We start from the raw sequence: 25,319 nt of genomic DNA, 5'->3' as shown, positions 1-25,319 counted from the left end.
TTTTTCAATTGACCCGGCGCAGCGGCAGTTCCGCTGCGCGTTACCCAACAATGATGAGGCCCGCATGAGTGACATCCTCGCAGACAGCTTAGATGGCGTAGAACGCCGGTCGCTGGCTGACTTCACCGAAAATGCCTACCTCAACTACTCCATGTACGTGATCATGGACCGTGCCCTGCCGCATATCGGCGACGGCCTCAAGCCCGTGCAACGGCGCATTATCTACGCCATGAGTGAGCTGGGCCTGGACGCTGATTCCAAGCACAAGAAGTCGGCGCGTACCGTCGGTGACGTACTCGGTAAGTTCCACCCCCACGGCGATTCGGCGTGTTATGAAGCCATGGTGCTGATGGCCCAGCCATTCAGCTATCGCTATACGCTGGTGGACGGGCAGGGCAACTGGGGTGCGCCGGATGATCCCAAGTCCTTCGCCGCCATGCGTTACACCGAAGCGCGGCTGTCGCGTTATTCCGAAGTGCTGCTCAGCGAGCTGGGCCAGGGCACGGCGAACTGGGGGCCGAACTTTGACGGCACCCTCGACGAACCCCTGGTATTGCCAGCACGTTTGCCGAATATCCTGCTCAATGGCACCACCGGTATCGCCGTTGGTATGGCCACTGATGTGCCGCCGCATAACCTGCGCGAAGTTGCCACTGCCTGCGTGCGCCTGCTGGACGAGCCCAAGGCCACGGTCGAGCAGTTGTGTGAACATATCCAGGGCCCGGATTACCCGACCGAAGCGGAAATCATCACGCCGCGCGCCGACCTGCTGAAGATGTACGAAACCGGCAAGGGCTCGGTGCGTATGCGCGCCGTGTACCATATCGAAGATGGCGACATTATTGTCACCGCGCTGCCGCACCAGGTGTCCGGTGCCAAGGTGCTGGAGCAGATTGCCGCGTTGATGCAGGCCAAGCCGTCGAAACTGCCCCAGGTTGCCGACCTGCGTGATGAGTCCGACCACGAGAACCCGTGCCGTATCGTGATCATCCCGACCAACAGCCGGGTCGATCATGAAGTGCTGATGCAGCATCTGTTCGCCAGCACCGACCTGGAGTCCAGCTACCGGGTCAACGTCAACATCATCGGCCTGGATGGCAAGCCGCAGTTGAAGAACCTGCGCAACCTGCTGGTGGAGTGGCTGGAATTTCGCGTACAGACCGTGCGCCGCCGCCTGCAGTTTCGCCTCGACAAGGTCGAGCGCCGCCTGCATCTGTTGGACGGCTTGCTGATTGCCTACCTCAACCTGGATGAAGTGATCCATATCATCCGCACCGCCGAGCACCCGAAAGCCGAGTTGATCGCGCGTTTCGAGCTGAGCGAAATCCAGGCTGACTACATCCTCGATACGCGCTTGCGCCAATTGGCACGCCTGGAAGAAATGAAGCTGCGTGACGAGCAAGACGCGTTGCTCAAGGAACAAGCCAAGCTGCAAGCGCTGCTGGGCAGCGAAGCCAAGCTCAAGAAGCTGGTACGCAGTGAGCTGATCAAAGACGCCGAAACCTATGGCGACGACCGTCGTTCGCCGATCGTCGAGCGTGCTGAAGCCAAGGCTCTGACAGAAACCGAGTTGTTGCCTAACGAGAAAATTACCGTCGTTTTGTCGGAAAAGGGTTGGGTTCGTTCCGCCAAAGGGCATGATATTGACGCCACCGGCCTTTCGTACAAAGCCGGTGATGGCTTCAAGACCGCCGCCGCCGGGCGCTCCAATCAGTTTGCGGTGTTTATCGACTCGACCGGGCGCAGTTATTCGGTGCCGGCCCATACCCTGCCGTCCGCACGGGGGCAGGGCGAGCCGTTGACCGGACGCCTCACGCCGCCACCTGGGGCGAATTTCGAGTGCGTGCTGCTGCCGGACGATGATTCGCTGTACGTCATCGCCTCCGACGCTGGTTACGGTTTCGTGGTCAAGGGTGAAGACCTGCAAGCCAAGAACAAGGCGGGCAAGGCGCTGTTGAGCCTGCCGAACAACGCCAAGGTGATCCTGCCAAGGCCGGTGGATGATCGTGAAAGCAACTGGTTGGCTTCGGTGACCACCGAAGGGCGTCTGCTGGTATTCAAAATCAGCGATTTGCCGCAACTGGGCAAAGGCAAGGGCAACAAGATTATCGGGATTCCCGGTGATCGGGTGGCCAGTCGCGAAGAGTACGTGACAGACATCGCCGTGGTCCCGGAAGGCTCTACCCTGGTGCTCCAGGCCGGCAAGCGCACGTTGTCATTGCGCCCAGACGACCTTGAACACTACAAGGGCGAGCGTGGTCGACGCGGTAACAAACTGCCTAGAGGTTTCCAGCGAGTGGATGCCTTGTTGGTAGAAACGCCGGTTTAAGGCGTACTAGAGCACTCGATCTACGATTTAACCTGTAGATCGATGCTTTCGCGCTGGAGTCATGGCGCATATTCACGGATGATATGGCCTTTCCAGCGCCGGCGTGGCCGAGCGTGTTCAGGTTATTTTTAGTATTACATTGTGGTTCGCCTTGTGGCAGCCACTTGGATGGGATGATGACTGCTCCACGCCTTCCTCTATTTTTGATGCTCGCTGGCCTTTTGGGGCTGGCGGGTTGCAGCACGCACCAACCGGTGTCGCTGTACCAACTGGACAGCGGTAGCCCGGCTCAGCCAGCCCAAACGGCTGGCATGGCGGTATTGCTCGGTCCGGTAGTCGTTGCCGATTACCTGCAACGCGAAACCCTGCTGCAACGTCAGAACGACGGCAGCCTGCAAGGTTCCACTGATGGTCGTTGGGCGGGCAGCTTGTCGTCCGATATCAATCAACTGATGTTGCGTCAGGTTGCAGGGCAGTTGGATAGCCAGCGTGTGGTCCTGGCACCAGGGCCATCGGGATTCACTCCGGATGTGCAGGTGCTGCTGACGATTACGCGGCTCGACTCCGGCAAATCGCAACCGGCGATTCTGGATGCACAGTGGCGCCTGATCGACCGTCGCGGGCAAGTACGGGATAACCGCATCGTGCACCTGCAGGAAGAACATACCGGCACCACCGCTTCTCAGGTCCAGGCCCAGGGTGTGCTGTTGCAGCACTTGGCGCAGCAGTTGTCGGTGGCGCTCAAGCCATTGGCGAACCAGCCGCCGATTGCCGAGGTGCAGCCGCGTAAACAGGCCCCAGCCCAGGCCAAACCGGCAACCCCGGAAAAGCCGAAGATGCCGATGGCTACGCCGATTCGTACCGATCTGGAAGTGTTCAGGTTCTGATCTGAATCGCAGCCAAACAAAAGGCCCGCTGAATAAGCGGGCCTTTTTGTTTGCGCAGGATTTGAGTCATGTTGAAGATCAACTGTGGGAGCGGGACCCACTCCACAGTAGGTATTTCAGGGCTTGCGGGTCTCATGCATCCGCGCCAGCTGGCGTTCGAGCATCGAGGGGTACGGTTCCATCAACCGCTCTACGCAACTGGCCCCTTCAGGGCTGGCAATCGGACGGATACGTGCGCGTTGGCGGATCAGCGTGTCTTCACTGATCTTGCGTTCCACCAGCAGCAGGTTGCGGCTGTGTTGGGACAGGGCCAGGGCATCCTGGGCGATTTCGGTGAGCAGCAGGTCGATCTGGCTCATGCCGAAAAGGTCATCACCCACGGTCAAGCCAAGCTGCAATTGCAGGGTAATGCCGCTGTCGGCCACTTCGATCTGCAGGGCATGGCCCAGCGCGCGCAGCAATTCGCCGCAGCAAATTGCATTGGTCAGGTAGTCTTCGCCGCTGTCTTCGCTGTGGAACAGCATCAGGGTGCTGCCATCGTTCAACGTGTGCAGCTCGCTCTGGTACAGCGAGGCGGCCTGGTCGAGACAGTCGCGGTAGCGTTCGAGCAGTTCGGTCAGCCGGGCACGAGGCAGGCGGCGCAGCTGCTCCTGGGAGCCCAGTTGCACGGCGAGTACTGCACTGTGCTGCGGCTCGGTGTTCCTGACCACCGCAACGGGTTTTGTCGCAGCGGCCGGGGCCACGGCCGAGGTATCGCGCAGGTCGGCGAAGGGGTCTTCCTCGTCGAGTTCGTCTTCCTCGGCCTTGACCACATGGCGCGGTGCAGGCTTGAGGCCGGCCACCGGAGCGCTTTCGTCAAAGCCCGGGTCGCGCAGGTCGCGTACTTCAAACTCAGGCTCATCGCTGTAGTCGTCGGTATCGTCGTATTCGGGTTCCGGTTCGACTTCAGGCGCTTTCGGCTCCGGAGCGAAGCTGGTATGGAGCTGGCGCGCGAGGTCGCCGATTTCATCCTGGCGATCAGTGGCCGGGGTGTGTTCGTCGATATCCCGCAGCCAGATACGCAGTTGCATCAGCGGTGTGGAGATATGCCGCCCCAGACGCAGGCTCAAGGCCAGGGCCAGAGCCAGCAGGATCGCGCTCAAGATACCCATGCTTTGCAGGCTGATGGTCATCGGCTGCTGGAACTGCTGCATGTCGAGGCTGATACGCAGTTGGCCGGCTTTCACATCCTGAAAGGTGATATTGCTCTGGTAGAGGCCCTCGGCTTCACCCAGCAAGCCGTTCTTCGGGCGCTGCCCGGCTTCGGCCATGATCCGGTTGTCCACGCTATAAATAGCGGCGTGGGCCACCAGCGGGTTCTTGGTCAGGTTGTTAAGCAGCACGTTGAGGCTGAGGATGTCGTTGGACACCAGCAACTCAGTCGCCGAGGTGGCCGTCTGGGTCGTCAGGCTCGCACCCAGGGCGTCGGCTTGCTCATGCATGGCCTGCTTGAACTGCAAACCCATCACGCAGGCGTAGATCACCAGGGCCAAGGCGACCAGGATCACGTTATGGCTGGCGATGCGTAATGCGATCGGTACACGGCGGTGGCGCAGTGCCCGGAAGATCAGCAGGAAGAAGTTATCGGTTTTTACTGGCGTGGGCCGGTTCACTTGCGCTCGGCTCTTGGTCCGTGAAGTTGACGCGCAGTATAGCGACAGGCCCATGACCGGCAAAGCACTGGCTGTGCCCGATGGTCACTGAAAGTGGGTAGAATGCGGTTTTTTTCCAGCCTGGGGGTGCGCTTTGCGCGAAATTGTCCTGATCAACATCACGGGTGAAGACCGGCCGGGTCTCACCGCGGCCATTACCGGCGTCCTGGCCCAGGGTGGTGTGAACATCCTCGACATCGGTCAGGCGGTGATCCACGACACCCTGTCGTTCGGCATCCTGGTGGAGATCCCCAGCACCGAACAGGCTTCGTCGGTACTCAAGGACATCCTGTTTACGGCCTATAAGCTGGATCAACAGGTGCGTTTCACCCCCGTGTCCGAAGCCGATTACCAGCACTGGGTAGAAGGCCAGGGCAAAAAACGCCATATCGTGACGTTGCTTACTCGCAAGGTAACGGCTGAACAATTGCAGCGTGTCAGCTCGATCACGGCCCACTACGGGTTGAATATCGACCACATTGACCGTCTGTCGGGTCGTATGCCCTTGGACACCCCGGCCGACAAAGGCAAGGGCTGCATCGAGTTTTCTGTACGCGGTGAACCGGCTGACGCGCAAGCGCTGCGGGCCGAATTCCTGAGCGTGGCCCAGGAGTTGAATGTCGATATCGCCTTCCAGGAAGATTCGCTGTTCCGTCGCAACCGTCGTTTGGCGGTGTTCGACATGGACTCCACCCTGATCGAAGCCGAAGTCATCGACGAACTGGCCAAGGCAGCGGGAGTCGGCGAGCAAGTCAGCGAGATTACCGAGCGGGCGATGGCCGGTGAGCTGGATTTCCGTGCCAGCTTCAAGGAGCGCCTGGCGTTGCTCAAGGGCCTGGACGTGAGCGTGCTGGACTCCATCGGCGCATCCCTGCGCCTGACGGAAGGCGCCGAAACCCTGTTCGCCGAACTCAAGCGCCTGGGCTACAAGACCGCCATTCTGTCCGGCGGCTTCACCTACTTTGCCAAGCAGTTGCAGGCCAGGTTGGGCATTGACTACGTGTTCGCCAACGAGCTGGAAGTGGTGGACGGCAAAGTGACCGGCGTGGCGGTCGAGCCGATTGTGGATGCGCAGCGCAAGGCCGACCTGCTCAAGGAATTGGCGCACAAGGAAGGCTTGCGTCTGGAGCAGACCATTGCGGTCGGCGACGGCGCCAATGACTTGCCGATGCTGGCGATTGCAGGATTGGGTGTGGCGTTTCGCGCCAAGCCGTTGGTCAAGCAGTCGGCCAAACAGGCGATTTCAACGCTGGGGCTCGATGGCGTGTTGTATCTGCTGGGCTTGCGCGACCGCGACGGTCAGTTATAAGCCGATCTCACTGTAGAAATACAGTCAAAAATGTGGGAGCCGGGCTTGCCCGCGATAGCGGCAGTTCAGTCAATCATGTGTTGACTGACACTCCGCTATCGCGGGCAAGCCCGGCTCCCACATAGGATGTCACCAGCAATATCAGGCTTTCGGCAATGCGATACCTTGGCCCATCTGCACTGGTGTACCCGCTGCCAGTTCTTCAGCCCACTTCACCTGATCCGGCCCGAACAGCACGATGGCGGTCGAGCCCAGCTTGAAACGGCCCAGCTCCGCACCTTTTTCCAAATGAATCGGCGCACGTGCGGCTTCGTCGTAGCGGAAGGTTTTCAGCTCGCGCTTGGGCGGCGTTACCAGCCCGGCCCACACCGTCTCAATCGACGCGACGATCATCGCACCCACCAACACCACGGCCATCGGGCCGCGCTCGGTGTCAAACAGGCATACAACCCGCTCGTTGCGCGCAAACAGCTCCGGCACGTTTTCGGCGGTGGTCTGGTTGACCGAGAAAATCCGACCTGGCACATAGACCATCTCACGCAAGGTGCCGGCCAGTGGCATGTGCACCCGGTGGTAGTCTTTGGGTGACAGGTAAATAGTCGCAAAATCGCCTCCCATGAACGGTGCAGCCAGCGCCGCGTCGCCACCGAGCAATTCCAGCACGCTGAAGCTGTGGCCCTTGGCCTGGAACACACGGCCATGTTCGATAGGGCCTAGCTGGCTGACGGCGCCATCGGCCGGGCTCAGCACGGCACCGGGAGTCTGGTCGAGCGGGCGGGCGCCGTCTTTCAAGGCGCGGGTGAAGAACGCGTTGAAATGCTCATAGGCGCTCAGGTCTTCAACCAGGGCCTGGGACATGTCCACTTGATAGCGCTTGGCGAACCAGGCGGTGAAGGCGTTCTTGAACCAGCGCACGCGGCACTCGGCAATGCAGCCGGCCAGGCGCGAGAGCAAGTGGTGTGGCAGCAAGTACTGGCTGAGGATAAACAACTGCTTTTTCATAACTGTCCTTAAACCTTAAATCTCAACGGGGGTGTCGGGGTGGTTGCCCCATTCGCCCCAGGAACCGGCATAGCCTTTGACTCGTGGATAACCGAGCGCCTTGGCCACCAGGTAGGTGAAGCCAGAGCGGTGGTGAGTCTGGCAGTGGGTAATGATTTCTTTATCGCGGGTCAGCCCGAGCTCTTCGAGGACCTGTGGCATGTCGCGACGGATGCGCAGGTTGCGCGCCTTGTCCATGCCGGCGGTCCATTCGAAATTCACCGCGCCGGGAATATGGCCCCCCTTGGCGGCGAGCACTTTTTCGCCGGAATATTCCAGCGGGCCGCGGGCATCCCAGACGCCCAGGTCGGCCGCGCCGAGACGGCTTTGCAGGTACTCACGGGTAGCCGTGGGGCCATCGTGCAACGTGAGGCTGACGGGGCCGCCTGCCGGCGCGGGCACTTCGATGGAGAGTGGGTACTTTTCCTCCAGCCATGCCAGCAGGCCGCCGTCGAGGTAGTGATATTTCTGGTGACCGATCACGTCGAGCATCCAGATAAAGCGTCCGGCCCAGCCGCCGCCTTCGTCGTCATAGACCACGTAGGTCGCGTCCGGGGTGTGGCCCAGTTCGCCGAACAGTTTTTCCAGGTCGGCCTTGCTCGGCAGCAAGCCGGGTGCCGGTGGCTGGCCCAGTTGGGTGCGCTTGGGGTCAACAAAATGCGCGCCGGGGATATGCCCTTCGGCGTAGCGGGCGGCACTGGTGAGGTCCACCAGAATCAAGTGCTCGGCATCCAGTTGAGCGAGCAGGTCACTGGATTCGATCACCAGCGGCAAGCCAGAGAAGTCAGGCATGTGAGGTCTCCTGGGCACAAATGTTGGTGATAAAGGCCGCTGATTGTAGCGCAAGCATCAGGCGCTGCGGTTGGTAAAGCTGTGCAGGGCTTTTTCGATGCATTGGGCGGTTTTGCCGAACGCCTGCACGGTGGTTTCCGAGAATGGTCCGCCGCCTTGGTCCGCCACTACCAGCATCACCACGCGGCCATTGCAGCTCAGCGAACGCAGCAGCAAGTGCTCGCCCGTAAACAGGCGACGCAGGATAGGCGGCAGCAGGGCGGAAAACTGCGCATGGTTGTCGGGGGTCAGACGCACCTGAGCGGACTTTTCCAGAAGGCGTTGCAGCAATGTGCTGTTGACCACATCCAGGCTCAGGTGCGCGGCGTCCCTGGGCAAACCGTCGGCCTGATGCACGCGCAGGGTGCTCAGGGCGCGATCGGCCATGAACAACAACACCCGCTGCATTCCACTGGCAACCAAGGCGTGCTTGGCGCAGGTGGTCAGGTGCATGGCGTTGGCAAAGCGGCTCGGCTCGACCAGCAACTCGGTGCAATGAGTGCGCCATACGGCCAGGGCTTCAGCCGTGGGCGGCGGCGCGGGCAACAAGCCGCGATGGACTTTTTGCACATGCCACGGCCAGATCAGCGACAGCGCCGGGTGCCAGAGGTCGGGCATCAAGGTGGTGCGGGCGCTCGTGACTGCCTGCTGGTGCGCCTGTTGTTGCACATCACTCAAGGGCACTTGCAGGTATAGCGCGGTGAGGTATTGCCAGCGTTCGGTGTGCGGGCAGGTCCAGGATTCCTGGGCGGACATCGCCAGGCCGTTGGCCAGCAACACGGTATTGGCTGGCTGGTTCAGCCAGCGGCGCAGGTTGGGGTCGGCGTCGAGCAATTGCTGGTGGCGCAAGGCGTCGTCTTCGCGGGCAATGTGCAGCGCCTTGACCAGCAGGCGTTGCTCGGCCAGCAGCAGCTTGTAGCCCTGCGAAACCCAGATCGGCAGGTGCCAGGCTTCGGTCAGGCCCAGGCACAGGTCCAGCAAGCGCACACCGAACAGTTCCTGCTCGACCTGGCGCGCCGACTGGCCCTTGTGAATCACCCGCAGCTCCCATTCCTCCAAAAGCTTGGGGTAGGCGACGGCCATCGGCCACAGTGGCGACAGAAACAGCAGGCTGCCCCAGTGGATGTCCTGCCATAGCCGCGCCAGGCGACTGCCGAACAAGCCGTTGGCTTGCTGGGACGCGTGCTGGCTGACCAGCAGCAGTTGGCGCAATGCGGCTGGGATTTCTCCAGCCGGCACCGAAGGTAGGCGTGCCAGCAACTCCTCGGCACGTTTGAGGCCGAGACGGTTAAGCGCTACTTCGAGGTTTTCGGCGGGCTCGGCCAGGCTCCCATGGGCTTGGCTGTTGGCCTCGCGCATCACGCTCAGCACCAGGGCCGGGCTGTTTTGCATCAGCTCGGCAATATCTCGCAATGAACTGCGACTGTCGCGGATGGCTTTGCACACGCGCTCATGGTTGGCCTGGGGAACGGGCAGCAGCACGTCGTCCAGGCGCTTGATCCAAGCGGCGAGGGTGGTGGGGCGGTTCGTTGGGACTGTCGTTTCGATTGCCATGATTGGGGCGCGATCATCACTTGTGTTCAACACACCCGGAACGGGCCGAATTGGCTTTTCGCCTTAACGGGCTATAGTCTGGCGCAGTTTTGCCGATAAGTAGAACAAGAGTTTTCTGCTGCACCCACTATGTCCATGAACCCGACGGCGCAAGTACCCATCTCCTATGGCTAAAATTATCGGCATCATTGTCGTCATCGCAAGTGTGCTCGGAGGGTACGTCCTCTCCCACGGTAAAATCGCCGCATTGATCCAACCTTTCGAAGTGCTGATCATCGGCGGCGCCGCGTTTGGCGCATTCTTGCAGGCCAACCCCGGCTACATGACCATGCACGTGATCAAGAAATCGCTGGGCATGTTCAGTTCGCGTTTTTCCCACACCTTCTATCTGGAAGTGCTGGGGCTGATCTACGAGATCCTCAACAAGAGCCGCCGCGAAGGCATGATGGCGATCGAAGGCGACATCGAAGACGCCGCCGCCAGCCCGATTTTCGCCAAGTACCCGGCCGTGCTCAAAGATGAGCGCATGACCGCTTATATCTGTGACTACCTGCGCATCATGTCCTCCGGCAACATGGCTCCCCACGAGCTGGAAGGCCTGTTCGACATGGAGTTGTTCAGCCTCAAGGAAGAGCTGGAGCATCCTTCCCATGCCGTGACCGGCATCGCCGATGGCATGCCCGGTTTCGGCATTGTCGCGGCGGTGCTGGGTATCGTGGTGACCATGGCGTCCTTGGGCGAGGGCGATCAAGCGGCCATCGGCATGCACGTGGGTGCGGCGCTGGTGGGTACCTTCTTCGGTATTCTCGCGGCCTATGGCTTCTTCGGCCCGCTCGCTACTTCCCTGGCCCACGATGCCAAGGAAGAGGTCAACCTCTACGAAGCGATCAAGGCGTGCCTGGTGGCATCAGCATCGGGGATGCCGCCATCGCTGGCCGTGGAGTTCGGGCGCAAGGTGCTGTACCCCAAGCATCGCCCAAGTTTCTCCGAGCTGGAACAAGCGGTTCGCGGTCGCTAAGCCATGGAAAACAACCAGCCGATCATCATCAAGCGCGTCAAGCGCTTCGCTGCGGGGCACCATGGTGGTGCCTGGAAAATCGCGTTTGCCGACTTTGCCACGGCGATGATGGCGTTCTTCCTGGTGCTGTGGCTGATGTCCACCGCCACACCGGAACAGAAGATCGCCATCGCCGGTTACTTCAAAGACCCGATTGGCTTTTCGGAAAGCGGTACGCCATTTGTCATCGATCTGGGCGGTTCACCGCAACTGGCGCCAGAGCGCACCATCAACCCGGAAGTGCAAACTGAGTCGCCCCAGGAAAAAATCCCGATTGAGCGCGATACCGTCGAAACCATGGCCGAGCAGGTCGAGCAGGAACGCCTGGAACTGTTGCTGCAGGAGTTGCAGACCAAGGTTGAGGAAAACCCGCAACTGCTGAAGTTCAAGGACCAGATTTCGTTCGAGATCACGCCCGAAGGGCTGCGCATCCAGATCACGGACGCCGCCAACCGGCCGATGTTCGATTCCGGCAGTGCGCGCTTGAAGCCGTACTTTGAAGACATCCTGCTGGCCATGGCCGACACCATCAAGGCGGTACCGAACAAGATCAGCATCAGCGGCCATACCGACGCCAAGCCCTACGCGGGCCAGGGCGACTTCGGCAACTGGGAACTCTCGGCCAACCGCGCCAACGCCGCCCGCCGTGCGCTGGTGGCCGGCAGCTATCCGGACCCACAAGTGGCACGGGTGGTGGGCTTTGCCTCATCGCAGTTATTTGATCCCAAAGACCCGTTCAACCCGGTCAACCGCCGTATCGATATCGTGGTGCTGACCAAAAAGGCCCAGCGTGCGATTGAAGGCGACCAGCCACCGCCACCGGTACCGACTCAGGGCGATGGTGCCCCTGGCGAAGTGCCGGCCGACCCCAACGCACTGCCGCCTGAGCAGGAACCACTGCCGGCCCATGAGTTGCGGCAGAAGCTGAACCTGTTTGATGACGGTGGGATGAAGGATCCTACGGTGCCTGCGCCGGCCTCGTAACTTATCTCTCTACAGCAGAAACCAAAACGCCCCGAATCATTCGGGGCGTTTTCATTGGCGGTCAGAGTGGCAGGTAGGCTTTGACACCATTGACTACGCCTCGCATGTCGTCGGCGCACAGGCGTGGGACAACCTTGCGGATTTTCAGCATTTCCGGTGCAACAAAACCTCGTGTGAAGTCACACAGCAGCACGTCGCCTTGTTTGGGGTGATAGTAGAGAGCCAAATGTTAATTCCCCACAAAAAGCAAAGCCGCCCGAAGGCGGCTTCATTCGACACGCAGCGGAGCTTGCTTCGCCCCTTCTGCGCCGCTGGATCAACCCCGAAAAGGATCCAGACTCCTGCCAGCTTTCGCTGGTGACGGAGCAATTATGGGCATCAGGAAATCTGAATACAAGCTGGCTTGTGTGTATGAGCCACCCAGTTGATCCGGATTCTTGATTCCCGCTCCTGTTAAATCAATGGGCTAGGGCGTTCAGCGCCGTGGTTTATGTGTATCAAGAAATTGACCGTCAATAACTGCTCTCAGGCAAGCTCGCAATAATCGACCGATAGCTGTTCATCCGCTGCTGTTGCACGCGGCCATCTTCCAGGGCCTTGAGCAATGCACAGCCCGGCTCGCGGTCGTGTTTGCAGTCGCGGAAGCGGCAGGTGCCGATCAGGTCGTTGAACTCGATAAAGCCCGCCTCCACATCGCTGCGGCTGACGTGGCCCAAGCCGAATTCACGGATGCCCGGGGAGTCGATCAGCTCGCCGCCGCCGGGGAAGTGGAACAACCGCGCGGTAGTGGTGGTGTGAGTGCCCTGGCCGGACAGTTCCGACAGTGGCCCCACGCGGGTATCGACTTCCGGCAACAGGCTGTTGACCAGCGATGACTTGCCCACGCCAGACTGGCCGACAAACACGCTGATCCGCCCGTCCAGCTGCTGTTGCAGCTGTTCCATGCCGTTGCCGTGATGGGCCGACACTTCCAGCACCGGGTAGCCCAGGGTGCGATAGACCGCCAGCAACGCATTGAGTGCCGGGGCGTTTTGCTCGTCGATCAGGTCGAATTTGTTCAACAGCAACAGCGGGCGGATGCCGGCGTGTTCGGCCGCGACCAGGTAGCGGTCGATCAGGTTGGCATGGGGCTCGGGCAACGGTGCGAACACGATCACAATCATGTCGACGTTGGCTGCCACCGGCTTGAGCTGGCCACGGCTGTCGGGGCGACGCAGTTCGGTGCTACGCGGCAACTGGGCGACGATCACGCCGATGCCCTGGTTGCCGGCGCGCCACACGACTTTGTCGCCGGTCACCAGCGCAGGCAGGTTGGCGCGCAGGTGGCAACGGGACACCGAGCCTGCGAGTTCGCCTTCCAGCGCCTCGACTTCGACTTGCACACCAAAGTGCGCGATCACCAGGCCCGTTTGTTCGGGGCCCAAGTCGCCGCCCTCGAGCGCTTCCACGGCGGAGGATTCACGTTTGGCGGCACGCGCTGCGCGTTCACCTTGAATCTTTTCGATGCGCCAGTTTTGGCGACGGTTGAGCTGGCGTTTGGCCATTGGTGTTCCGTGTCGATAATGCAAAAGTTGGGTAAAACGGTCGCGAGTCTAGCACGGCCCCGCCTGCTAAACTGCGCAGCTACGCCAAGGTGCCAAGAGAATCAAGCCATGCAAAACCCACAGAACCTGATTTGGATCGATCTGGAAATGACCGGTCTGAACCCCGACAGCGACGTCATCATCGAGATGGCGACGATTGTCACCGACAGCAACCTCAACACCTTGGCCGAAGGTCCGGTGATCGCCATCCACCACAGCGACGCCGTGCTCGCCACCATGGACGAGTGGAACACCCGCACCCACGGTAACTCCGGGCTGACCCAGCGTGTGCGCGACAGCCGCATCAGCATGGCCGAAGCCGAAGCCGAAACCATCGCATTCCTGGAAAAATGGGTGCCCAAGGGCAAGTCGCCGATCTGCGGCAACAGCATCTGCCAGGACCGTCGCTTCCTTTATACGCATATGAAGGCGCTGGAGAGCTACTTCCACTATCGCAACCTGGACGTATCGACGCTTAAAGAGCTGGCTGCGCGTTGGGCGCCGGAAGTCAAAGACAGCTTCCATAAAGGCAGCACGCACCTGGCGCTGGATGATATTCGTGAGTCGATCGCCGAGTTGCAGCATTACCGCAAGCATTTCATCAAGGCTTGAAAACGGGCGACTGCTGAACATGTGGGAGGGGGCTTGAATGGGTTTGCAAATCCAAGTGTTGGAGAGCGTTTGCCCCCTTTTGGTGCCATCAGCAAATGATTAGACTGCCGGCCTCCCTGCAAGGATCGCCATCATGCTGTTGATGCTCTACCTCATCGCCATCACCGCCGAAGCCATGACCGGCGCCTTGTCCGCCGGTCGGCGCGGCATGGACTGGTTTGGCGTGGTGCTCATCGCCTGCGTGACGGCCCTGGGCGGTGGTTCGGTGCGCGATGTGCTGCTCGGCCACTACCCGCTGACCTGGGTCAAGCACCCGGAGTACCTGGTGCTGACCTCCGTCGCGGCGCTGGTGACGATCTTTATCGCGCCGCTGATGCGCCGCCTGCGCTCACTGTTTTTGGCGCTGGACGCCTTGGGGTTGGTGGCATTCACCCTGATCGGCTGCATGACCGCCCTGGAAATGGGTCACGGCATGTTGGTGGCGTCCGTCAGCGGGGTCATCACCGGCGTATTCGGGGGCATCCTGCGGGATATCTTCTGTAACGACATTCCGCTGATCTTCCGCCGCGAGTTGTACGCCAGCGTGTCGTTCCTGGCCGCCTGGTTCTACTTGCTGTGCCTGTATCTGGAACTGCCGAGCGAACAGGCGATTCTGTTGACGCTGTTCAGCGGCTTTCTATTGCGCCTGCTGGCGATCCGTTTTCACTGGGAAATGCCCAAGTTCGTCTACAACGACGACGTACACTAGCGGGCCGCGTGCTGGTTCAGCGCCCATTCCACATGCTCGCGAACCAGCTCTGAGGGGTAGTCCCGCCGCGCCTTCAAGGCTTCCAATACCGGAATGCTTGACGGCGCATTGCCCAGGCCCACCGCCAGATTGCGTAACCAGCGCTCGTAACCGGCGCGGCGCAGGGGGGAGCCCTCGGTGCTGCTGAGGAATTTATCCTCGTCCCACATAAATAGTTCGGCTAACTCGGCGTTATCCAGGTTGTGCCTGGGCTTGAAATCGCTTTCGGCAGTGGGTCGAGCGAAACGATTCCATGGACAAACGATCTGACAGTCATCGCAGCCAAAGACGCGGTTGCCGATCAGTGGGCGCAGGTCCTCGGGAATGGCGCTCTTGAGTTCGATGGTCAGGTAGGAGATGCAGCGCCGGGCGTCCAGCACGTAAGGACCGACGAAGGCGTTGGTGGGGCAGATGTCCAGGCACGCCGTGCAACGGCCGCAGTGCTCGGTAGTGTGGGGTGGGTCCACCGGCAACGGTAAATCGACAAACAGTTCGCTCAAGAAGAAATAACTGCCGGCCTTGCGGTTGAGCACAAGGGTGTTTTTACCGATCCAGCCCAATCCGGCTTGTTCGGCGATGGCTTTTTCCAGGACCGGCGCGCTGTCGACAAAGGCGCGAAAGCCGAACGGCCCGATCTGCGCCTGGATGCGGTCGGCCAGCTGCTGCACGCGCTTGCGGATCAGCTTGTGGTAGTCGCGGCCCAGGGCGTAGCGCGAGATATAGGCTTTTTCCGGCTGGCCCAGCAGTTGCGCCATCTGGGTGTCGCCGGGCAGGTAGTCCATACGCAGTGACACCACGCGCAAGGTGCCGGGTACCAGTTCCTCGGGATGGGAGCGTTTGCTGCCGTGGGCGCCCATGTAGTCCATCTCGCCGTGGTAGCCCGCGTCGAGCCAGCGTTGCAGGTGCTGTTCATGCTCAGCCAGGTCCAGGCCACTGATGCCGACTTGTTGAAAGCCCAGCTCGCGGCCCCAGTCTTTGATCGATTGGGCGAGGGCGGGCAGATCGGAGGTAATAGCAGGCATGAGACACGGGAAACCACAGGTTAGATGCGTATAATTCTGCCAGACATCGGAGCTTGAAGACGCATGCCTCAGACAAAACACCCAATTACCGACGTTCAGCTGTTGTTGCCCGGCCATTTGCCGCAACTGGCTGCGCGTTCTCCGGACGCCCATAAGGGCCAGTTCGGCCACCTGCTGGTCATCGGTGGTGACCGTGGCTTTGGCGGTGCGGCGCTGCTGAGCACCGAAAGTGCCCTGCGCGGTGGCGCCGGCATGGTCTCGCTGGCAACTCGACCGGAACATGTGCCAGCCGCTCTGGCCCGGCTGCCGGAAGTCATGGCTGTCGGCGTGAGCTCGGCCAACCAGTTGATGGGCCTGCTGGAAAAAATCTCGGTGATCGTCATTGGCCCAGGCCTGGGCGATGCCGCTTGGGGCAAAAGCCTGTTGTCGGTCGCGGCCAATGCCCGCCAGCCGCAGGTGTGGGACGCCGACGCGCTCAATCAACTGGCCACTGGCAGCGTCGAGCTGCCGGCCAACTGTGTGATTACTCCTCATCCGGGCGAAGCTGCGCGTTTGTTGGGGCTATCGACAGCCGAGGTTCAGGCCGATCGCCTTAATGTGGCGCGCGCGTTGAGCCAAAAATTCAATGCAGTGGCTATCCTCAAGGGTGCTGGCAGTTTGATTGCCAGCCCGGATGGACGGCTTGCCCGTTGTGATCAAGGCCACCCGGCGATGGCGACGGCGGGGCTTGGGGATGTCTTGGCTGGTCTGGTCGGCGCGCTATTGGCTCAGGGTATGCCCGCGTACGAGGCAAGCTGCCTGGCCGTGTGGTTGCACGCTACCGCTGGCGACCGCCAGGGCAGTTTTGGTCGGGGGCTGGCTGCCAGCGACCTGATCCCTGCCATTCGTCAATTGCTGGAGGAGCAGTCGCCGTGCCTGAAGTAATTCTTTTCCTGGCAGATGAAGAGGCCATGGTCGCGTTGGGGCAGCGTCTTTCGCAGGTCACGCAAGGGGCAGGGTTGATCTTTCTCGAAGGCGATCTCGGCGCAGGCAAAACCACATTGTCCCGGGGGATTATTCGCGGCCTGGGCCATACCGGCGCGGTAAAAAGCCCGACCTTTACGTTGGTCGAGCCCTACGAGATCGGCGACGTGCGTGCTTTCCACTTCGATCTTTATCGCCTGGTAGATCCAGAGGAACTGGAGTACATGGGCATCCGTGATTACTTCGATGAAGATGCGCTGTGCCTGATCGAATGGCCAGATAAAGGCACAGGCTTTTTGCCAAAGCCAGACATGACCATTACCATTACGCCGCATGAGCACGGACGTCAGCTGAAGTTGTTGCCCCAGAGCGTGCGCGCTGAAGCGTGGTGCACCGCTCTGGCATTGGAATTCAAATAAAATTGGTGGGGTTAGGTATGCGCTTTCGCGCGTTGGTTGCTGTCGTGGGGGTGTTGCTTGCGGCAATGACTGTCAATGCTCTGGCTGCTTCACAGGTAAAGAGCGTTCGCCTGTGGCGAGCGCCGGATAACACGCGACTGGTGTTCGACCTGTCTGGCCCGGTCCAGCACAGCGTCTTTACCCTGACGGCGCCTGATCGCCTGGTGATCGACATCAACGGTGCGAGCCTGGCCGCGCCGCTGAAGGTGTCTACCGCCAATACCCCGATTACCGCCATGCGCTCGGCCCAGCGTACGCCGACCGACTTGCGCGTGGTCATCGACCTGAAAAAGGCCGTGACGCCAAAGAGCTTCTCCCTGGCGCCCAACGCCCAATACGGTAACCGACTGGTGGTCGACCTGTTCGACAACCCCGCCGACGCGGCACCACCGCCTGCGCCGACGCCAAGCGTGGCTACCGTGCCTGCGGTGCCGGTCAACCCGTCGCAACCCCAGGTCAAATTGCCACCGCCGCCGCCCGCGCCGGCAGGCAAGCGCGACATTATCGTGGTGATCGACGCCGGCCACGGTGGCGAAGATCCGGGGGCTTCCGGCTCACGCGGCCAGCATGAGAAAGACGTGGTACTGGCCATCGCTCGCGAGCTGCAACGCCAGGTCAACGGCATGAAAGGCTACCGCGCCGAGCTGACCCGCACCGGTGACTACTTCATTCCGTTGCGTGGCCGTACCGAAATTGCGCGCAAGAAGGGCGCTGACCTGTTCGTGTCCATTCACGCCGACGCCGCGCCTTCAACTGCTGCATTTGGTGCCTCGGTATTTGCCCTGTCGGATCGCGGTGCCACGTCCGAGACCGCCCGCTGGCTGGCCGACAGTGAAAACCGCTCCGACTTGATCGGCGGGGCCGGCAACGTGTCCCTCGATGACAAGGACAAGATGCTCGCCGGTGTGCTGCTCGACCTGTCGATGACCGCCTCGCTGACCTCCAGCCTTAACGTTGGCCAGAAAGTCCTGAGCAATATCGGTCGTGTGACGTCGCTGCATAAACAGCGGGTGGAACAAGCCGGGTTCATGGTGTTGAAGTCGCCGGACATCCCGTCGATCCTGGTGGAAACCGGGTTTATCTCCAACGCCAACGAGGCCTCCAAGCTGGCCAGCGCCAGCCACCAGCAAGCGCTGGCGCGCTCCATCAGTGCGGGCGTGCGCCAGTTCTTCCAGCAGAACCCACCACCGGGCACTTATATCGCCTGGCTACGCGATTCCGGCAAAATCGCCCAGGGCCCGCGTGACCATCGTGTGCAGCCCGGCGACACCGTTGCCATGCTGGCGGTACGTTTCCAGGTCACGCCTGCGGCCTTGCGCAGCGCCAATAACCTGAAAACCGATGAGTTGAAGATCGGCCAGGTGTTGACCATTCCCGGCACTGAATTGGCGGCACAGTAATGAGCGAATCCTTGTTGAACAGCGGCTCGCGCATCGAATTGCTCAGCCCGCGCCTGGCTAACCAGATTGCTGCGGGTGAGGTCGTCGAGCGCCCTGCGTCGGTGATCAAGGAGCTGCTGGAAAACAGCATCGACTCTGGTGCCAGGCGCATCGATGTCGACGTGGAGCAGGGCGGCGTCAAGTTGCTGCGGGTACGTGATGACGGCAGCGGCATCTCCTCCGATGATCTGCCGCTGGCTCTGGCCCGTCACGCCACCAGCAAGATCCGTGATCTGGAAGACCTTGAGCGGGTCATGAGCCTGGGTTTTCGCGGTGAAGCACTGGCCTCCATCAGTTCCGTGGCGCGCCTGACCCTGACCTCCCGCACCCGCGACGCCGAGCAAGCCTGGCAAGTGGAAACCGAAGGCCGCGACATGGCGCCTCGGGTCCAGCCGGCTGCACACCCGGTGGGCACTTCGGTGGAGGTGCGCGACCTGTTCTTCAACACCCCGGCGCGGCGCAAATTCCTCAAGGCCGAGAAAACCGAATTCGATCACCTGCAAGAAGTCATCAAGCGCCTGGCCCTGGCCCGTTTCGATGTGGCGTTTCACCTGCGCCACAACGGCAAGACCATCCTCAGTCTGCACGAAGCCAACGACGACGCCGCCCGCGCACGACGTGTGGCAGCCGTGTGCGGCAGCGGTTTCCTGGAGCAGGCGCTGCCGATTGAAATCGAGCGCAATGGCCTGAGGTTGTGGGGTTGGGTGGGGTTGCCGACCTTCTCCCGTAGCCAGGCCGACTTGCAGTACTTCTTTGTGAATGGCCGTGCGGTTCGCGACAAGCTGGTAGCCCACGCGGTGCGCCAGGCTTATCGCGACGTGCTGTTCAACGGCCGGCACCCCACGTTTGTGCTGTTCTTCGAGGTCGACCCGTCGGTGGTCGACGTCAACGTGCACCCGACCAAGCACGAAGTACGCTTCCGGGACGGGCGCATGGTGCATGACTTCCTGTATGGCACGCTGCACCGCGCCTTGGGCGATGTGCGCCCGGATGATCAACTGTCAGCGCCGATTGTCACGGCGGTGGTGCGCCCGAGCGGTCCTGAGGCCGGTGAGTTCGGTCCGCAAGGTGAAATGAGCCTGGCGGCCAACCTGCTGCAATCGACGCCGTCGCAGCCAGCCTACACGGCGCCAAACTCGGGTGCCGGTGCGGGTTACCAGTACCAATACACACCGCGTCCGCAGTCGACGGTGCCGGTGGCTGAGGCCCAGGCGGCTTACCGGGAGTTTTTCGCGCCGCTGCCGGGTGCCGAGCCGGGTGCTGCTCCCTCGTTGCCGGAAGGCGGCGGTGATATCCCGCCGCTGGGCTATGCCCTGGCGCAGCTCAAGGGCATCTACATCCTTGCGGAAAACGCCCATGGCCTGGTGCTGGTGGACATGCATGCCGCCCATGAGCGGATCATGTACGAACGCCTGAAGATCGCCATGGCCAGCGAAGGCCTCAGCGGTCAGCCGCTGCTGGTGCCGGAGTCCCTGGCCGTGAGCCAGCGCGAGGCCGATTGCGCCGAAGAACACCACAGCGTGTTCCAGAAGCTGGGTTTTGAGCTACAACGCCTGGGCCCGGAAACCCTGGCGATCCGTCAGATTCCCGCGCTGCTCAAGCAGGCCGAAGCCAACCGCCTGGTGGCCGACGTGCTGGCAGACCTGATGGAATACGGCACCAGCGACCGTATCCAGGCGCATATCAACGAATTGCTCGGCACCATGGCCTGCCACGGCGCCATCCGCGCCAATCGCCGCCTGGCCCTGCCGGAAATGAACGGCCTGCTGCGTGACATGGAAAACACCGAGCGCAGCGGCCAATGCAACCATGGCCGACCGACCTGGACCCAAATGGGCCTGGACGATCTGGACAAACTGTTCTTGCGCGGCCGTTGATGAGCGCCTTGCCCCCCGCGATCTTCCTGATGGGCCCCACGGCCGCCGGCAAGACGGACCTGGCCATCGAGCTGACCAAGGTGTTGCCCTGCGAGTTGATCAGTGTCGACTCTGCCCTGGTTTACCGGGACATGGATATCGGCACGGCCAAGCCGTCCAAAGCGCTATTGGCCCAATATCCGCATAAATTGATCGACATCATCGACCCGGCGCAGAGCTATTCGGCTGCGGATTTTCGCACCGATGCCCTGGCGGCCATGGCCGAGATCACCGCGCGCGGTAATATCCCGCTGCTGGTGGGTGGCACCATGCTCTACTACAAGGCATTGCAGGAGGGGCTGGCCGATATGCCGCCTGCCGATGCCCAGGTGCGCGCCGAACTCGAAGAAGAGGCTGTACGCCTTGGCTGGCAAGCCCTGCACGACCAGTTGGCAGCGGTGGACCCCGTGTCCGCAGCGCGCATCCACCCCAATGATCCCCAGCGCCTTACCCGTGCCCTGGAAGTTTGGCGTGTCAGCGGCCAGACCATGACTGAACATCGGCTGAAACAAAGTGCGCAAAGTGCTGATGCAGGCGCATCTGGACAGTCACAATTGCCCTATACTGTGGCGAGTCTGGCCATCGCTCCGGCAAATCGCCAGGTGCTGCATGAACGAATTGCACAAAGATTCACAATTATGTTGGAACAGGGGTTTGTGGACGAGGTCGTAGCACTGCGTTCAAGAGGTGACCTGCATGCCGGGCTGCCTTCGATACGTGCTGTAGGCTACCGCCAAGTCTGGGATCATCTGGATGGCAAGCTGACGTCAGCCGAAATGCAGGAGCGCGGCATCATCGCCACGCGCCAATTGGCGAAGCGCCAGTTCACCTGGCTGCGCAGCTGGAGCGATTTGCACTGGTTGGACAGCCTGGACAGCGACAATCTGTCACGCGCCTTGAAATACTTGGGAACGGTCTCCATATTGAGCTGAGTCCTTGCAATTGCCGTCTATCCTTGGGGGTGTGACGGCCATAAGCTATCTATTTTCCGATTTTTTATTATTGATCCTTAAAGGAGTGCGGCACATGTCAAAAGGGCATTCGCTACAAGACCCTTACTTGAATACTTTACGTAAAGAGAAAGTTGGGGTTTCCATCTATCTGGTCAACGGTATCAAGTTGCAAGGCACGATCGAGTCGTTCGACCAGTTCGTGATCCTGCTGAAAAACACCGTCAGCCAGATGGTCTACAAACACGCTATCTCGACAGTCGTTCCAGTTCGTCCAATCCGTCTGCCTAGCGCAGCAGGTGATGAACAGGGTGACGCTGAGCCAGGTAACGCCTGATAGGAGTCTCCTTTGTTCTTTGAGCGCCACGGTGGTGGTGAGCGAGTAATCCTCGTTCACTTGGATGGACAGGACCCTGAGGCGCGCGAAGATCCGCAGGAGTTTCAGGAGTTGGCAAATTCGGCCGGCGCCGAGACCGTTGCGTTTTTTAACGTGCCGCGTCATCGGCCAACCGCCAAATACCTGATCGGCAGCGGCAAGGTCGAGGAACTGCGCGACCTGGTTCACGCTGAAGAAGCCGATCTGGTGATCTTCAATCACACCCTCACGCCCAGTCAGGAACGTAACCTCGAACGTGTTTTCGAGTGTCGCGTGATCGACCGTACCGGCCTGATTCTCGATATTTTCGCCCAGCGCGCCCGTACCCATGAAGGCAAGCTCCAGGTCGAACTGGCTCAGCTTGATCACATGAGCACCCGCCTGGTTCGCGGCTGGACTCACCTTGAGCGTCAAGGTGGCGGCATCGGTATGCGCGGTCCGGGTGAAACCCAGCTGGAAACCGACCGGCGTCTGCTGCGGGTTCGCCTGCGCCAGATCAAGGGCCGCCTGGAAAAAGTCCGCAGCCAGCGCGAACAATCGCGCCGTGGCCGTTCCCGTGCGGATATCCCTACCGTGTCCCTGGTGGGCTATACCAACGCCGGCAAGTCCACGCTGTTCAACAACGTGACGAAATCGGACGTGTACGCGGCCGACCAACTGTTCGCCACCCTCGACCCGACCTTGCGCCGTCTGGACATAGACGACCTGGGGCCGATTGTCCTGGCCGATACCGTGGGTTTCATTCGTCACTTGCCGCACAAGCTGGTCGAGGCATTTCGGTCTACGCTCGAAGAGTCGAGCAATTCCGACCTGCTGCTGCACGTGATCGATGCGGCCGAACCGGATCGCATGTTGCAGATTGAACAGGTCATGGTGGTGCTGGGCGAGATTGGTGCCCAGGACTTGCCGATCCTCGAGGTCTATAACAAACTCGATTTGCTTGAAGGTGTTGAGCCACAAATCCAGCGTGACGAAAACGGCAAGCCCCAGCGGGTCTGGCTGTCGGCGCGTGATGGCAGTGGTTTGGACCTGCTTGAGCAAGCAATTGCCGAACTGCTGGGCAGCGATTTGTTTGTCGGCACCTTGCGCTTGCCGCAGCGTTTTGCTCGACTGCGGGCACAGTTTTTCGAACTGGGTGCGGTACAGAAAGAAGAACACGACGAAGAAGGTGTCAGCTTGCTGGCCGTTCGATTGCCACGCTCGGAGCTCAATCGACTGGTCAGTCGCGAGGGTGTTGTGCCGGCGGAGTTCATTGAACAACACACTTTGCAATAAAAGCCTGAGAAAGCGGTTGTGCCGCAGTAGCAGGCATTCTGTAGCATTGGTCGGCGCGCCGTGGGTGCGTCTTTGCTTTATCAGATGGAGAGCGCTATGGCTTGGAATGAGCCGGGTGGCAACTCGAATAATCAGGATCCTTGGGGTGGTAAGCGCCGCAATAATGGCGACCGCAAGGGGCCACCGGATCTCGACGAGGCCTTCCGAAAGCTGCAGGAAAGCCTGAATGGGTTGTTCGGTGGTGGAAAAAAACGTGGCGGTGACGACGGCGGTCGCACCAGCAAGGGCGGCGGCTACGGCCTGCTGGGCCTGGGTCTTGTCGTGCTCGCGGCCGTATGGCTGTACAGCGCGGTCTACGTGGTGGACGAGCAGGAGCAAGCCGTGGTGCTGCGCTTCGGCAAGTACTACGAGACTGTCGGGCCGGGCCTGAACATCTATTTCCCGCCGATCGACAAGAAGTACATGGAAAACGTCACGCGTGAGCGTGCGTACACCAAGCAAGGCCAGATGCTGACCGAAGACGAGAACATCGTCGAAGTGCCGCTGACCGTGCAGTACAAGATCAGCAACCTGCAGGATTTCGTGCTGAACGTTGATCAGCCGGAGATCAGCCTGCAACACGCAACCGAAAGTGCCCTGCGCCATGTGGTGGGTTCCACCGCCATGGACCAGGTGCTGACCGAAGGTCGTGAATTGATGGCCAGTGAAATCAAGGAGCGCCTGCAACGGTTCCTCGATACCTACCGCACCGGTATCACTGTCACTCAGGTGAACGTACAGAGCGCCGCGGCACCGCGTGAAGTGCAGGAAGCGTTTGACGATGTGATCCGCGCCCGTGAAGACGAGCAGCGTTCGCGCAACCAGGCTGAAACCTATGCCAACGGCGTTGTGCCGGAAGCCCGTGGTCAGGCCCAGCGCATCCTTGAAGATGCCAACGGTTATCGCGACGAAGTGGTCTCGCGCGCCAAGGGTGAGGCAGATCGCTTTACCAAGCTGGTTGCCGAGTACCGCAAGGCGCCGGAAGTCACGCGTGAGCGTCTGTACCTGGACACCATGCAGGAAGTTTTCAGCAACACCAGCAAGGTTCTCGTGACCGGCAACAAGGGTGGGCAGAACAACCTGCTGTACCTGCCGCTGGACAAGATGATCGAAAGTGGTCGTAGCGGCACCAGCGCACCGTCCACCGGTTCGAATGCCGCTGCCAACGAAGCGAGCGCCCGTGCGGCCGCTGACTTGCTGCAACAGCAAACACGTACCAGGGAGAGTCGTTGATGAGCAATAAATCGCTGACCGCCCTGATTGTGGGCGTCGTCGTGGTCATCGCTGCCTGGAACTGCTTCTACATCGTGGCTCAGACCGAGCGTGCGGTGCTGCTGCAATTCGGTCGCGTGGTCCAGGCGGATGTCCAGCCAGGTCTGCATGTGAAAGTCCCCTACGTCAACCAGGTGCGCAAGTTCGACGCCCGCCTGATGACCCTGGATGCACCGACACAGCGTTTCCTGACCCTGGAAAAGAAAGCCGTGATGGTTGACGCCTACGCCAAGTGGCGCGTCAAGGATGCCGAGCGCTTCTACACCGCGACCTCCGGCCTCAAGCAGATTGCCGACGAGCGTTTGTCCCGTCGTCTGGAATCGGGCCTGCGTGACCAGTTTGGTAAGCGCACCCTGCATGAGGTGGTTTCTGGTGAACGTGATGCGCTGATGGCGGATATCACCCGTTCGCTGAACACCATGGCGGAAAAAGAGCTGGGTATCGAAGTCGTCGATGTCCGGGTCAAGGCCATTGACCTGCCCAAGGAAGTGAACCGCAGCGTGTTCGAACGTATGAGCACCGAGCGTGAGCGTGAAGCTCGTGAGCATCGTGCCAAGGGTAACGAGCTGGCTGAAGGTATCCGCGCCGATGCTGACCGTCAGCGCCGGGTCCTGCTGGCAGAGGCCTATCGTGAGTCTGAAGAGGCCCGCGGTGATGGTGATGCTCAAGCGGCGGCGATCTACGCCAAGGCTTACGGCCAGGACCAGGAGTTCTACGCGTTCTACCGTAGCCTGCGTGCCTACCGTGAAAGCTTCGCGAACAAAACCGACGTACTGGTGCTGGACCCAAGCAGCGACTTCTTCCGCTACCTGGAAAAGTCCAAGTAACAGGCCTGTGATTCTGTAGGGGGCACTCCGTCGGGCGGCTAAAATGCCTGGCGGGGTGATCCTTTCAGAAAACGGGTGTATGATGCGGCAGCCGGGAAATTCCCGGCTTTTTTGCGT

General features: G+C 60.7%; 23 protein-coding genes. 16 read left to right on the top strand and 7 right to left on the bottom strand.

Annotated features, from left to right (window positions below; all coding sequences use genetic code 11):
* Positions 1-64 precede the first annotated feature (64 nt).
* Both parC and JH25_RS15215 read left to right on the top strand, forming a co-directional pair.
* Positions 65-2,329 carry a DNA topoisomerase IV subunit A gene (gene parC / locus JH25_RS15210; RefSeq protein ID WP_032878231.1) on the top strand — a complete coding sequence of 755 codons (2,265 nt, stop codon included), beginning with the start codon at positions 65-67 and terminating at the stop codon, positions 2,327-2,329.
* A 173-nt stretch (positions 2,330-2,502) separates the two neighbouring features.
* On the top strand, positions 2,503-3,216 hold the full coding sequence (locus tag JH25_RS15215) for a PqiC family protein (RefSeq protein ID WP_032878229.1): 714 nt from the start codon (positions 2,503-2,505) through the stop codon (positions 3,214-3,216).
* 116 nt (positions 3,217-3,332) lie between these two features.
* Here JH25_RS15215 and JH25_RS15220 read toward each other — a convergent pair whose 3' ends face one another.
* Positions 3,333-4,868, bottom strand: a complete 1,536-nt coding sequence (locus tag JH25_RS15220) for a HAMP domain-containing protein (protein ID WP_032878227.1) — start codon at positions 4,866-4,868, stop codon at positions 3,333-3,335.
* A 133-nt stretch (positions 4,869-5,001) separates the two neighbouring features.
* On the opposite strand from JH25_RS15220, the gene serB reads away from it, so the two are divergent.
* Positions 5,002-6,216, top strand: a complete 1,215-nt coding sequence (gene serB, locus JH25_RS15225) for a phosphoserine phosphatase SerB (RefSeq protein ID WP_032878225.1) — start codon at positions 5,002-5,004, stop codon at positions 6,214-6,216.
* Positions 6,217-6,357: 141 nt separating this feature from the next.
* On the opposite strand, the gene asd is transcribed toward serB, so the two are convergent.
* Genes asd through JH25_RS15240 form a run of 3 tightly spaced genes read right to left on the bottom strand, consistent with a single transcriptional unit; the run spans position 6,358 to position 9,642 of the window.
* On the bottom strand, positions 6,358-7,218 hold the full coding sequence (gene asd / locus JH25_RS15230) for an archaetidylserine decarboxylase (protein ID WP_032878223.1): 861 nt from the start codon (positions 7,216-7,218) through the stop codon (positions 6,358-6,360).
* Positions 7,219-7,233: 15 nt separating this feature from the next.
* Complete coding sequence (gene rhdA, locus JH25_RS15235; protein ID WP_032878220.1) at positions 7,234-8,049, bottom strand: thiosulfate sulfurtransferase; 816 nt, start codon at positions 8,047-8,049, stop codon at positions 7,234-7,236.
* Between the two features lie 57 nt (positions 8,050-8,106).
* Positions 8,107-9,642 carry an HDOD domain-containing protein gene (locus JH25_RS15240; RefSeq protein ID WP_032878218.1) on the bottom strand — a complete coding sequence of 512 codons (1,536 nt, stop codon included), beginning with the start codon at positions 9,640-9,642 and terminating at the stop codon, positions 8,107-8,109.
* A gap of 166 nt (positions 9,643-9,808) precedes the next feature.
* Between JH25_RS15240 and motA the strand changes: the two genes are divergently transcribed.
* Both motA and motB read left to right on the top strand, forming a co-directional pair.
* On the top strand, positions 9,809-10,660 hold the full coding sequence (gene motA, locus JH25_RS15245) for a flagellar motor stator protein MotA (RefSeq protein WP_005784209.1): 852 nt from the start codon (positions 9,809-9,811) through the stop codon (positions 10,658-10,660).
* 3 nt (positions 10,661-10,663) lie between these two features.
* Positions 10,664-11,683 carry a flagellar motor protein MotB gene (gene motB / locus JH25_RS15250; RefSeq protein WP_032878216.1) on the top strand — a complete coding sequence of 340 codons (1,020 nt, stop codon included), beginning with the start codon at positions 10,664-10,666 and terminating at the stop codon, positions 11,681-11,683.
* 61 nt (positions 11,684-11,744) lie between these two features.
* Here the strand turns inward: motB and JH25_RS28660 are convergent, their stop codons facing one another.
* Positions 11,745-11,909, bottom strand: coding sequence for a hypothetical protein (locus JH25_RS28660; RefSeq protein WP_164699520.1), 165 nt, complete (start codon positions 11,907-11,909; stop codon positions 11,745-11,747).
* Positions 11,910-12,195: 286 nt separating this feature from the next.
* Positions 12,196-13,227, bottom strand: a complete 1,032-nt coding sequence (gene rsgA, locus JH25_RS15255; protein WP_005784215.1) for a small ribosomal subunit biogenesis GTPase RsgA — start codon at positions 13,225-13,227, stop codon at positions 12,196-12,198.
* Positions 13,228-13,335: 108 nt separating this feature from the next.
* Between rsgA and orn the strand changes: the two genes are divergently transcribed.
* Positions 13,336-13,878, top strand: a complete 543-nt coding sequence (gene orn, locus JH25_RS15260; protein WP_005784217.1) for an oligoribonuclease — start codon at positions 13,336-13,338, stop codon at positions 13,876-13,878.
* 130 nt (positions 13,879-14,008) lie between these two features.
* The gene (locus JH25_RS15265; protein WP_172833454.1) at positions 14,009-14,626 is read left to right on the top strand and encodes a trimeric intracellular cation channel family protein; all 618 of its coding nucleotides are present in this window, start codon (positions 14,009-14,011) and stop codon (positions 14,624-14,626) included.
* On the opposite strand, the gene queG is transcribed toward JH25_RS15265, so the two are convergent.
* Positions 14,623-15,687: a tRNA epoxyqueuosine(34) reductase QueG gene (queG, locus tag JH25_RS15270; RefSeq protein WP_032878214.1), complete on the bottom strand. Its 1,065-nt coding sequence runs from the start codon at positions 15,685-15,687 to the stop codon at positions 14,623-14,625. The two genes, JH25_RS15265 and queG, sit on opposite strands and share 4 nt — an antisense overlap.
* A gap of 63 nt (positions 15,688-15,750) precedes the next feature.
* On the opposite strand from queG, the gene JH25_RS15275 reads away from it, so the two are divergent.
* The 9 genes from JH25_RS15275 (at position 15,751) to hflC (ending at position 25,202) form a co-directional block, all read left to right on the top strand.
* Positions 15,751-16,611 carry an NAD(P)H-hydrate dehydratase gene (locus tag JH25_RS15275; RefSeq protein WP_032878212.1) on the top strand — a complete coding sequence of 287 codons (861 nt, stop codon included), beginning with the start codon at positions 15,751-15,753 and terminating at the stop codon, positions 16,609-16,611.
* A complete protein-coding gene (tsaE, locus tag JH25_RS15280) occupies positions 16,599-17,069 on the top strand; it encodes a tRNA (adenosine(37)-N6)-threonylcarbamoyltransferase complex ATPase subunit type 1 TsaE (RefSeq protein ID WP_032878210.1) in 471 nt (156 codons plus the stop codon). Before JH25_RS15275 ends, tsaE begins: the two co-directional genes overlap by 13 nt.
* Before the next feature lie 17 nt (positions 17,070-17,086).
* Positions 17,087-18,508 carry an N-acetylmuramoyl-L-alanine amidase gene (locus tag JH25_RS15285; RefSeq protein ID WP_032878208.1) on the top strand — a complete coding sequence of 474 codons (1,422 nt, stop codon included), beginning with the start codon at positions 17,087-17,089 and terminating at the stop codon, positions 18,506-18,508.
* On the top strand, positions 18,508-20,424 hold the full coding sequence (gene mutL / locus JH25_RS15290; protein ID WP_032878206.1) for a DNA mismatch repair endonuclease MutL: 1,917 nt from the start codon (positions 18,508-18,510) through the stop codon (positions 20,422-20,424). The genes JH25_RS15285 and mutL overlap by 1 nt, the downstream gene beginning before the upstream one ends.
* Positions 20,424-21,395, top strand: a complete 972-nt coding sequence (miaA, locus tag JH25_RS15295; protein WP_032878204.1) for a tRNA (adenosine(37)-N6)-dimethylallyltransferase MiaA — start codon at positions 20,424-20,426, stop codon at positions 21,393-21,395. The genes mutL and miaA overlap by 1 nt, the downstream gene beginning before the upstream one ends.
* A gap of 94 nt (positions 21,396-21,489) precedes the next feature.
* Positions 21,490-21,750 (top strand): RNA chaperone Hfq, encoded by a 261-nt coding sequence (hfq, locus tag JH25_RS15300; protein ID WP_003188059.1) that lies wholly within the window; start codon positions 21,490-21,492, stop codon positions 21,748-21,750.
* Between the two features lie 12 nt (positions 21,751-21,762).
* Positions 21,763-23,064, top strand: coding sequence for a ribosome rescue GTPase HflX (hflX, locus tag JH25_RS15305; RefSeq protein WP_032878202.1), 1,302 nt, complete (start codon positions 21,763-21,765; stop codon positions 23,062-23,064).
* 96 nt (positions 23,065-23,160) lie between these two features.
* Positions 23,161-24,336, top strand: a complete 1,176-nt coding sequence (gene hflK / locus JH25_RS15310; RefSeq protein ID WP_005784234.1) for an FtsH protease activity modulator HflK — start codon at positions 23,161-23,163, stop codon at positions 24,334-24,336.
* Positions 24,336-25,202, top strand: coding sequence for a protease modulator HflC (gene hflC / locus JH25_RS15315; protein ID WP_003188064.1), 867 nt, complete (start codon positions 24,336-24,338; stop codon positions 25,200-25,202). The genes hflK and hflC overlap by 1 nt, the downstream gene beginning before the upstream one ends.
* The last annotated feature ends 117 nt before the right edge of the window (positions 25,203-25,319 follow it).

The organism is Pseudomonas sp. BRG-100 (assembly GCF_000737955.1).
In the GTDB taxonomy this organism is placed as follows: domain Bacteria; phylum Pseudomonadota; class Gammaproteobacteria; order Pseudomonadales; family Pseudomonadaceae; genus Aquipseudomonas; species Aquipseudomonas synxantha_A.
The sequence above is the reverse complement of the archived record's forward strand: the minus strand, read 5'-3'. Positions and strand labels throughout refer to the sequence as shown.

Coding starts and splice junctions, on each gene's coding strand:
- parC (WP_032878231.1), top strand. CDS start 65: ATGAGTGACATCCTCGCAGACAGCTTAGATGGCGTAGAACGCCGGTCG.
- JH25_RS15215 (WP_032878229.1), top strand. CDS start 2,503: ATGATGACTGCTCCACGCCTTCCTCTATTTTTGATGCTCGCTGGCCTT.
- asd (WP_032878223.1), bottom strand. CDS start 7,218: ATGAAAAAGCAGTTGTTTATCCTCAGCCAGTACTTGCTGCCACACCAC.
- rhdA (WP_032878220.1), bottom strand. CDS start 8,049: ATGCCTGACTTCTCTGGCTTGCCGCTGGTGATCGAATCCAGTGACCTG.
- JH25_RS15240 (WP_032878218.1), bottom strand. CDS start 9,642: ATGGCAATCGAAACGACAGTCCCAACGAACCGCCCCACCACCCTCGCC.
- motA (WP_005784209.1), top strand. CDS start 9,809: ATGGCTAAAATTATCGGCATCATTGTCGTCATCGCAAGTGTGCTCGGA.
- motB (WP_032878216.1), top strand. CDS start 10,664: ATGGAAAACAACCAGCCGATCATCATCAAGCGCGTCAAGCGCTTCGCT.
- rsgA (WP_005784215.1), bottom strand. CDS start 13,227: ATGGCCAAACGCCAGCTCAACCGTCGCCAAAACTGGCGCATCGAAAAG.
- orn (WP_005784217.1), top strand. CDS start 13,336: ATGCAAAACCCACAGAACCTGATTTGGATCGATCTGGAAATGACCGGT.
- queG (WP_032878214.1), bottom strand. CDS start 15,687: ATGCCTGCTATTACCTCCGATCTGCCCGCCCTCGCCCAATCGATCAAA.
- JH25_RS15275 (WP_032878212.1), top strand. CDS start 15,751: ATGCCTCAGACAAAACACCCAATTACCGACGTTCAGCTGTTGTTGCCC.
- JH25_RS15285 (WP_032878208.1), top strand. CDS start 17,087: ATGCGCTTTCGCGCGTTGGTTGCTGTCGTGGGGGTGTTGCTTGCGGCA.
- mutL (WP_032878206.1), top strand. CDS start 18,508: ATGAGCGAATCCTTGTTGAACAGCGGCTCGCGCATCGAATTGCTCAGC.
- miaA (WP_032878204.1), top strand. CDS start 20,424: ATGAGCGCCTTGCCCCCCGCGATCTTCCTGATGGGCCCCACGGCCGCC.
- hfq (WP_003188059.1), top strand. CDS start 21,490: ATGTCAAAAGGGCATTCGCTACAAGACCCTTACTTGAATACTTTACGT.
- hflK (WP_005784234.1), top strand. CDS start 23,161: ATGGCTTGGAATGAGCCGGGTGGCAACTCGAATAATCAGGATCCTTGG.
- hflC (WP_003188064.1), top strand. CDS start 24,336: ATGAGCAATAAATCGCTGACCGCCCTGATTGTGGGCGTCGTCGTGGTC.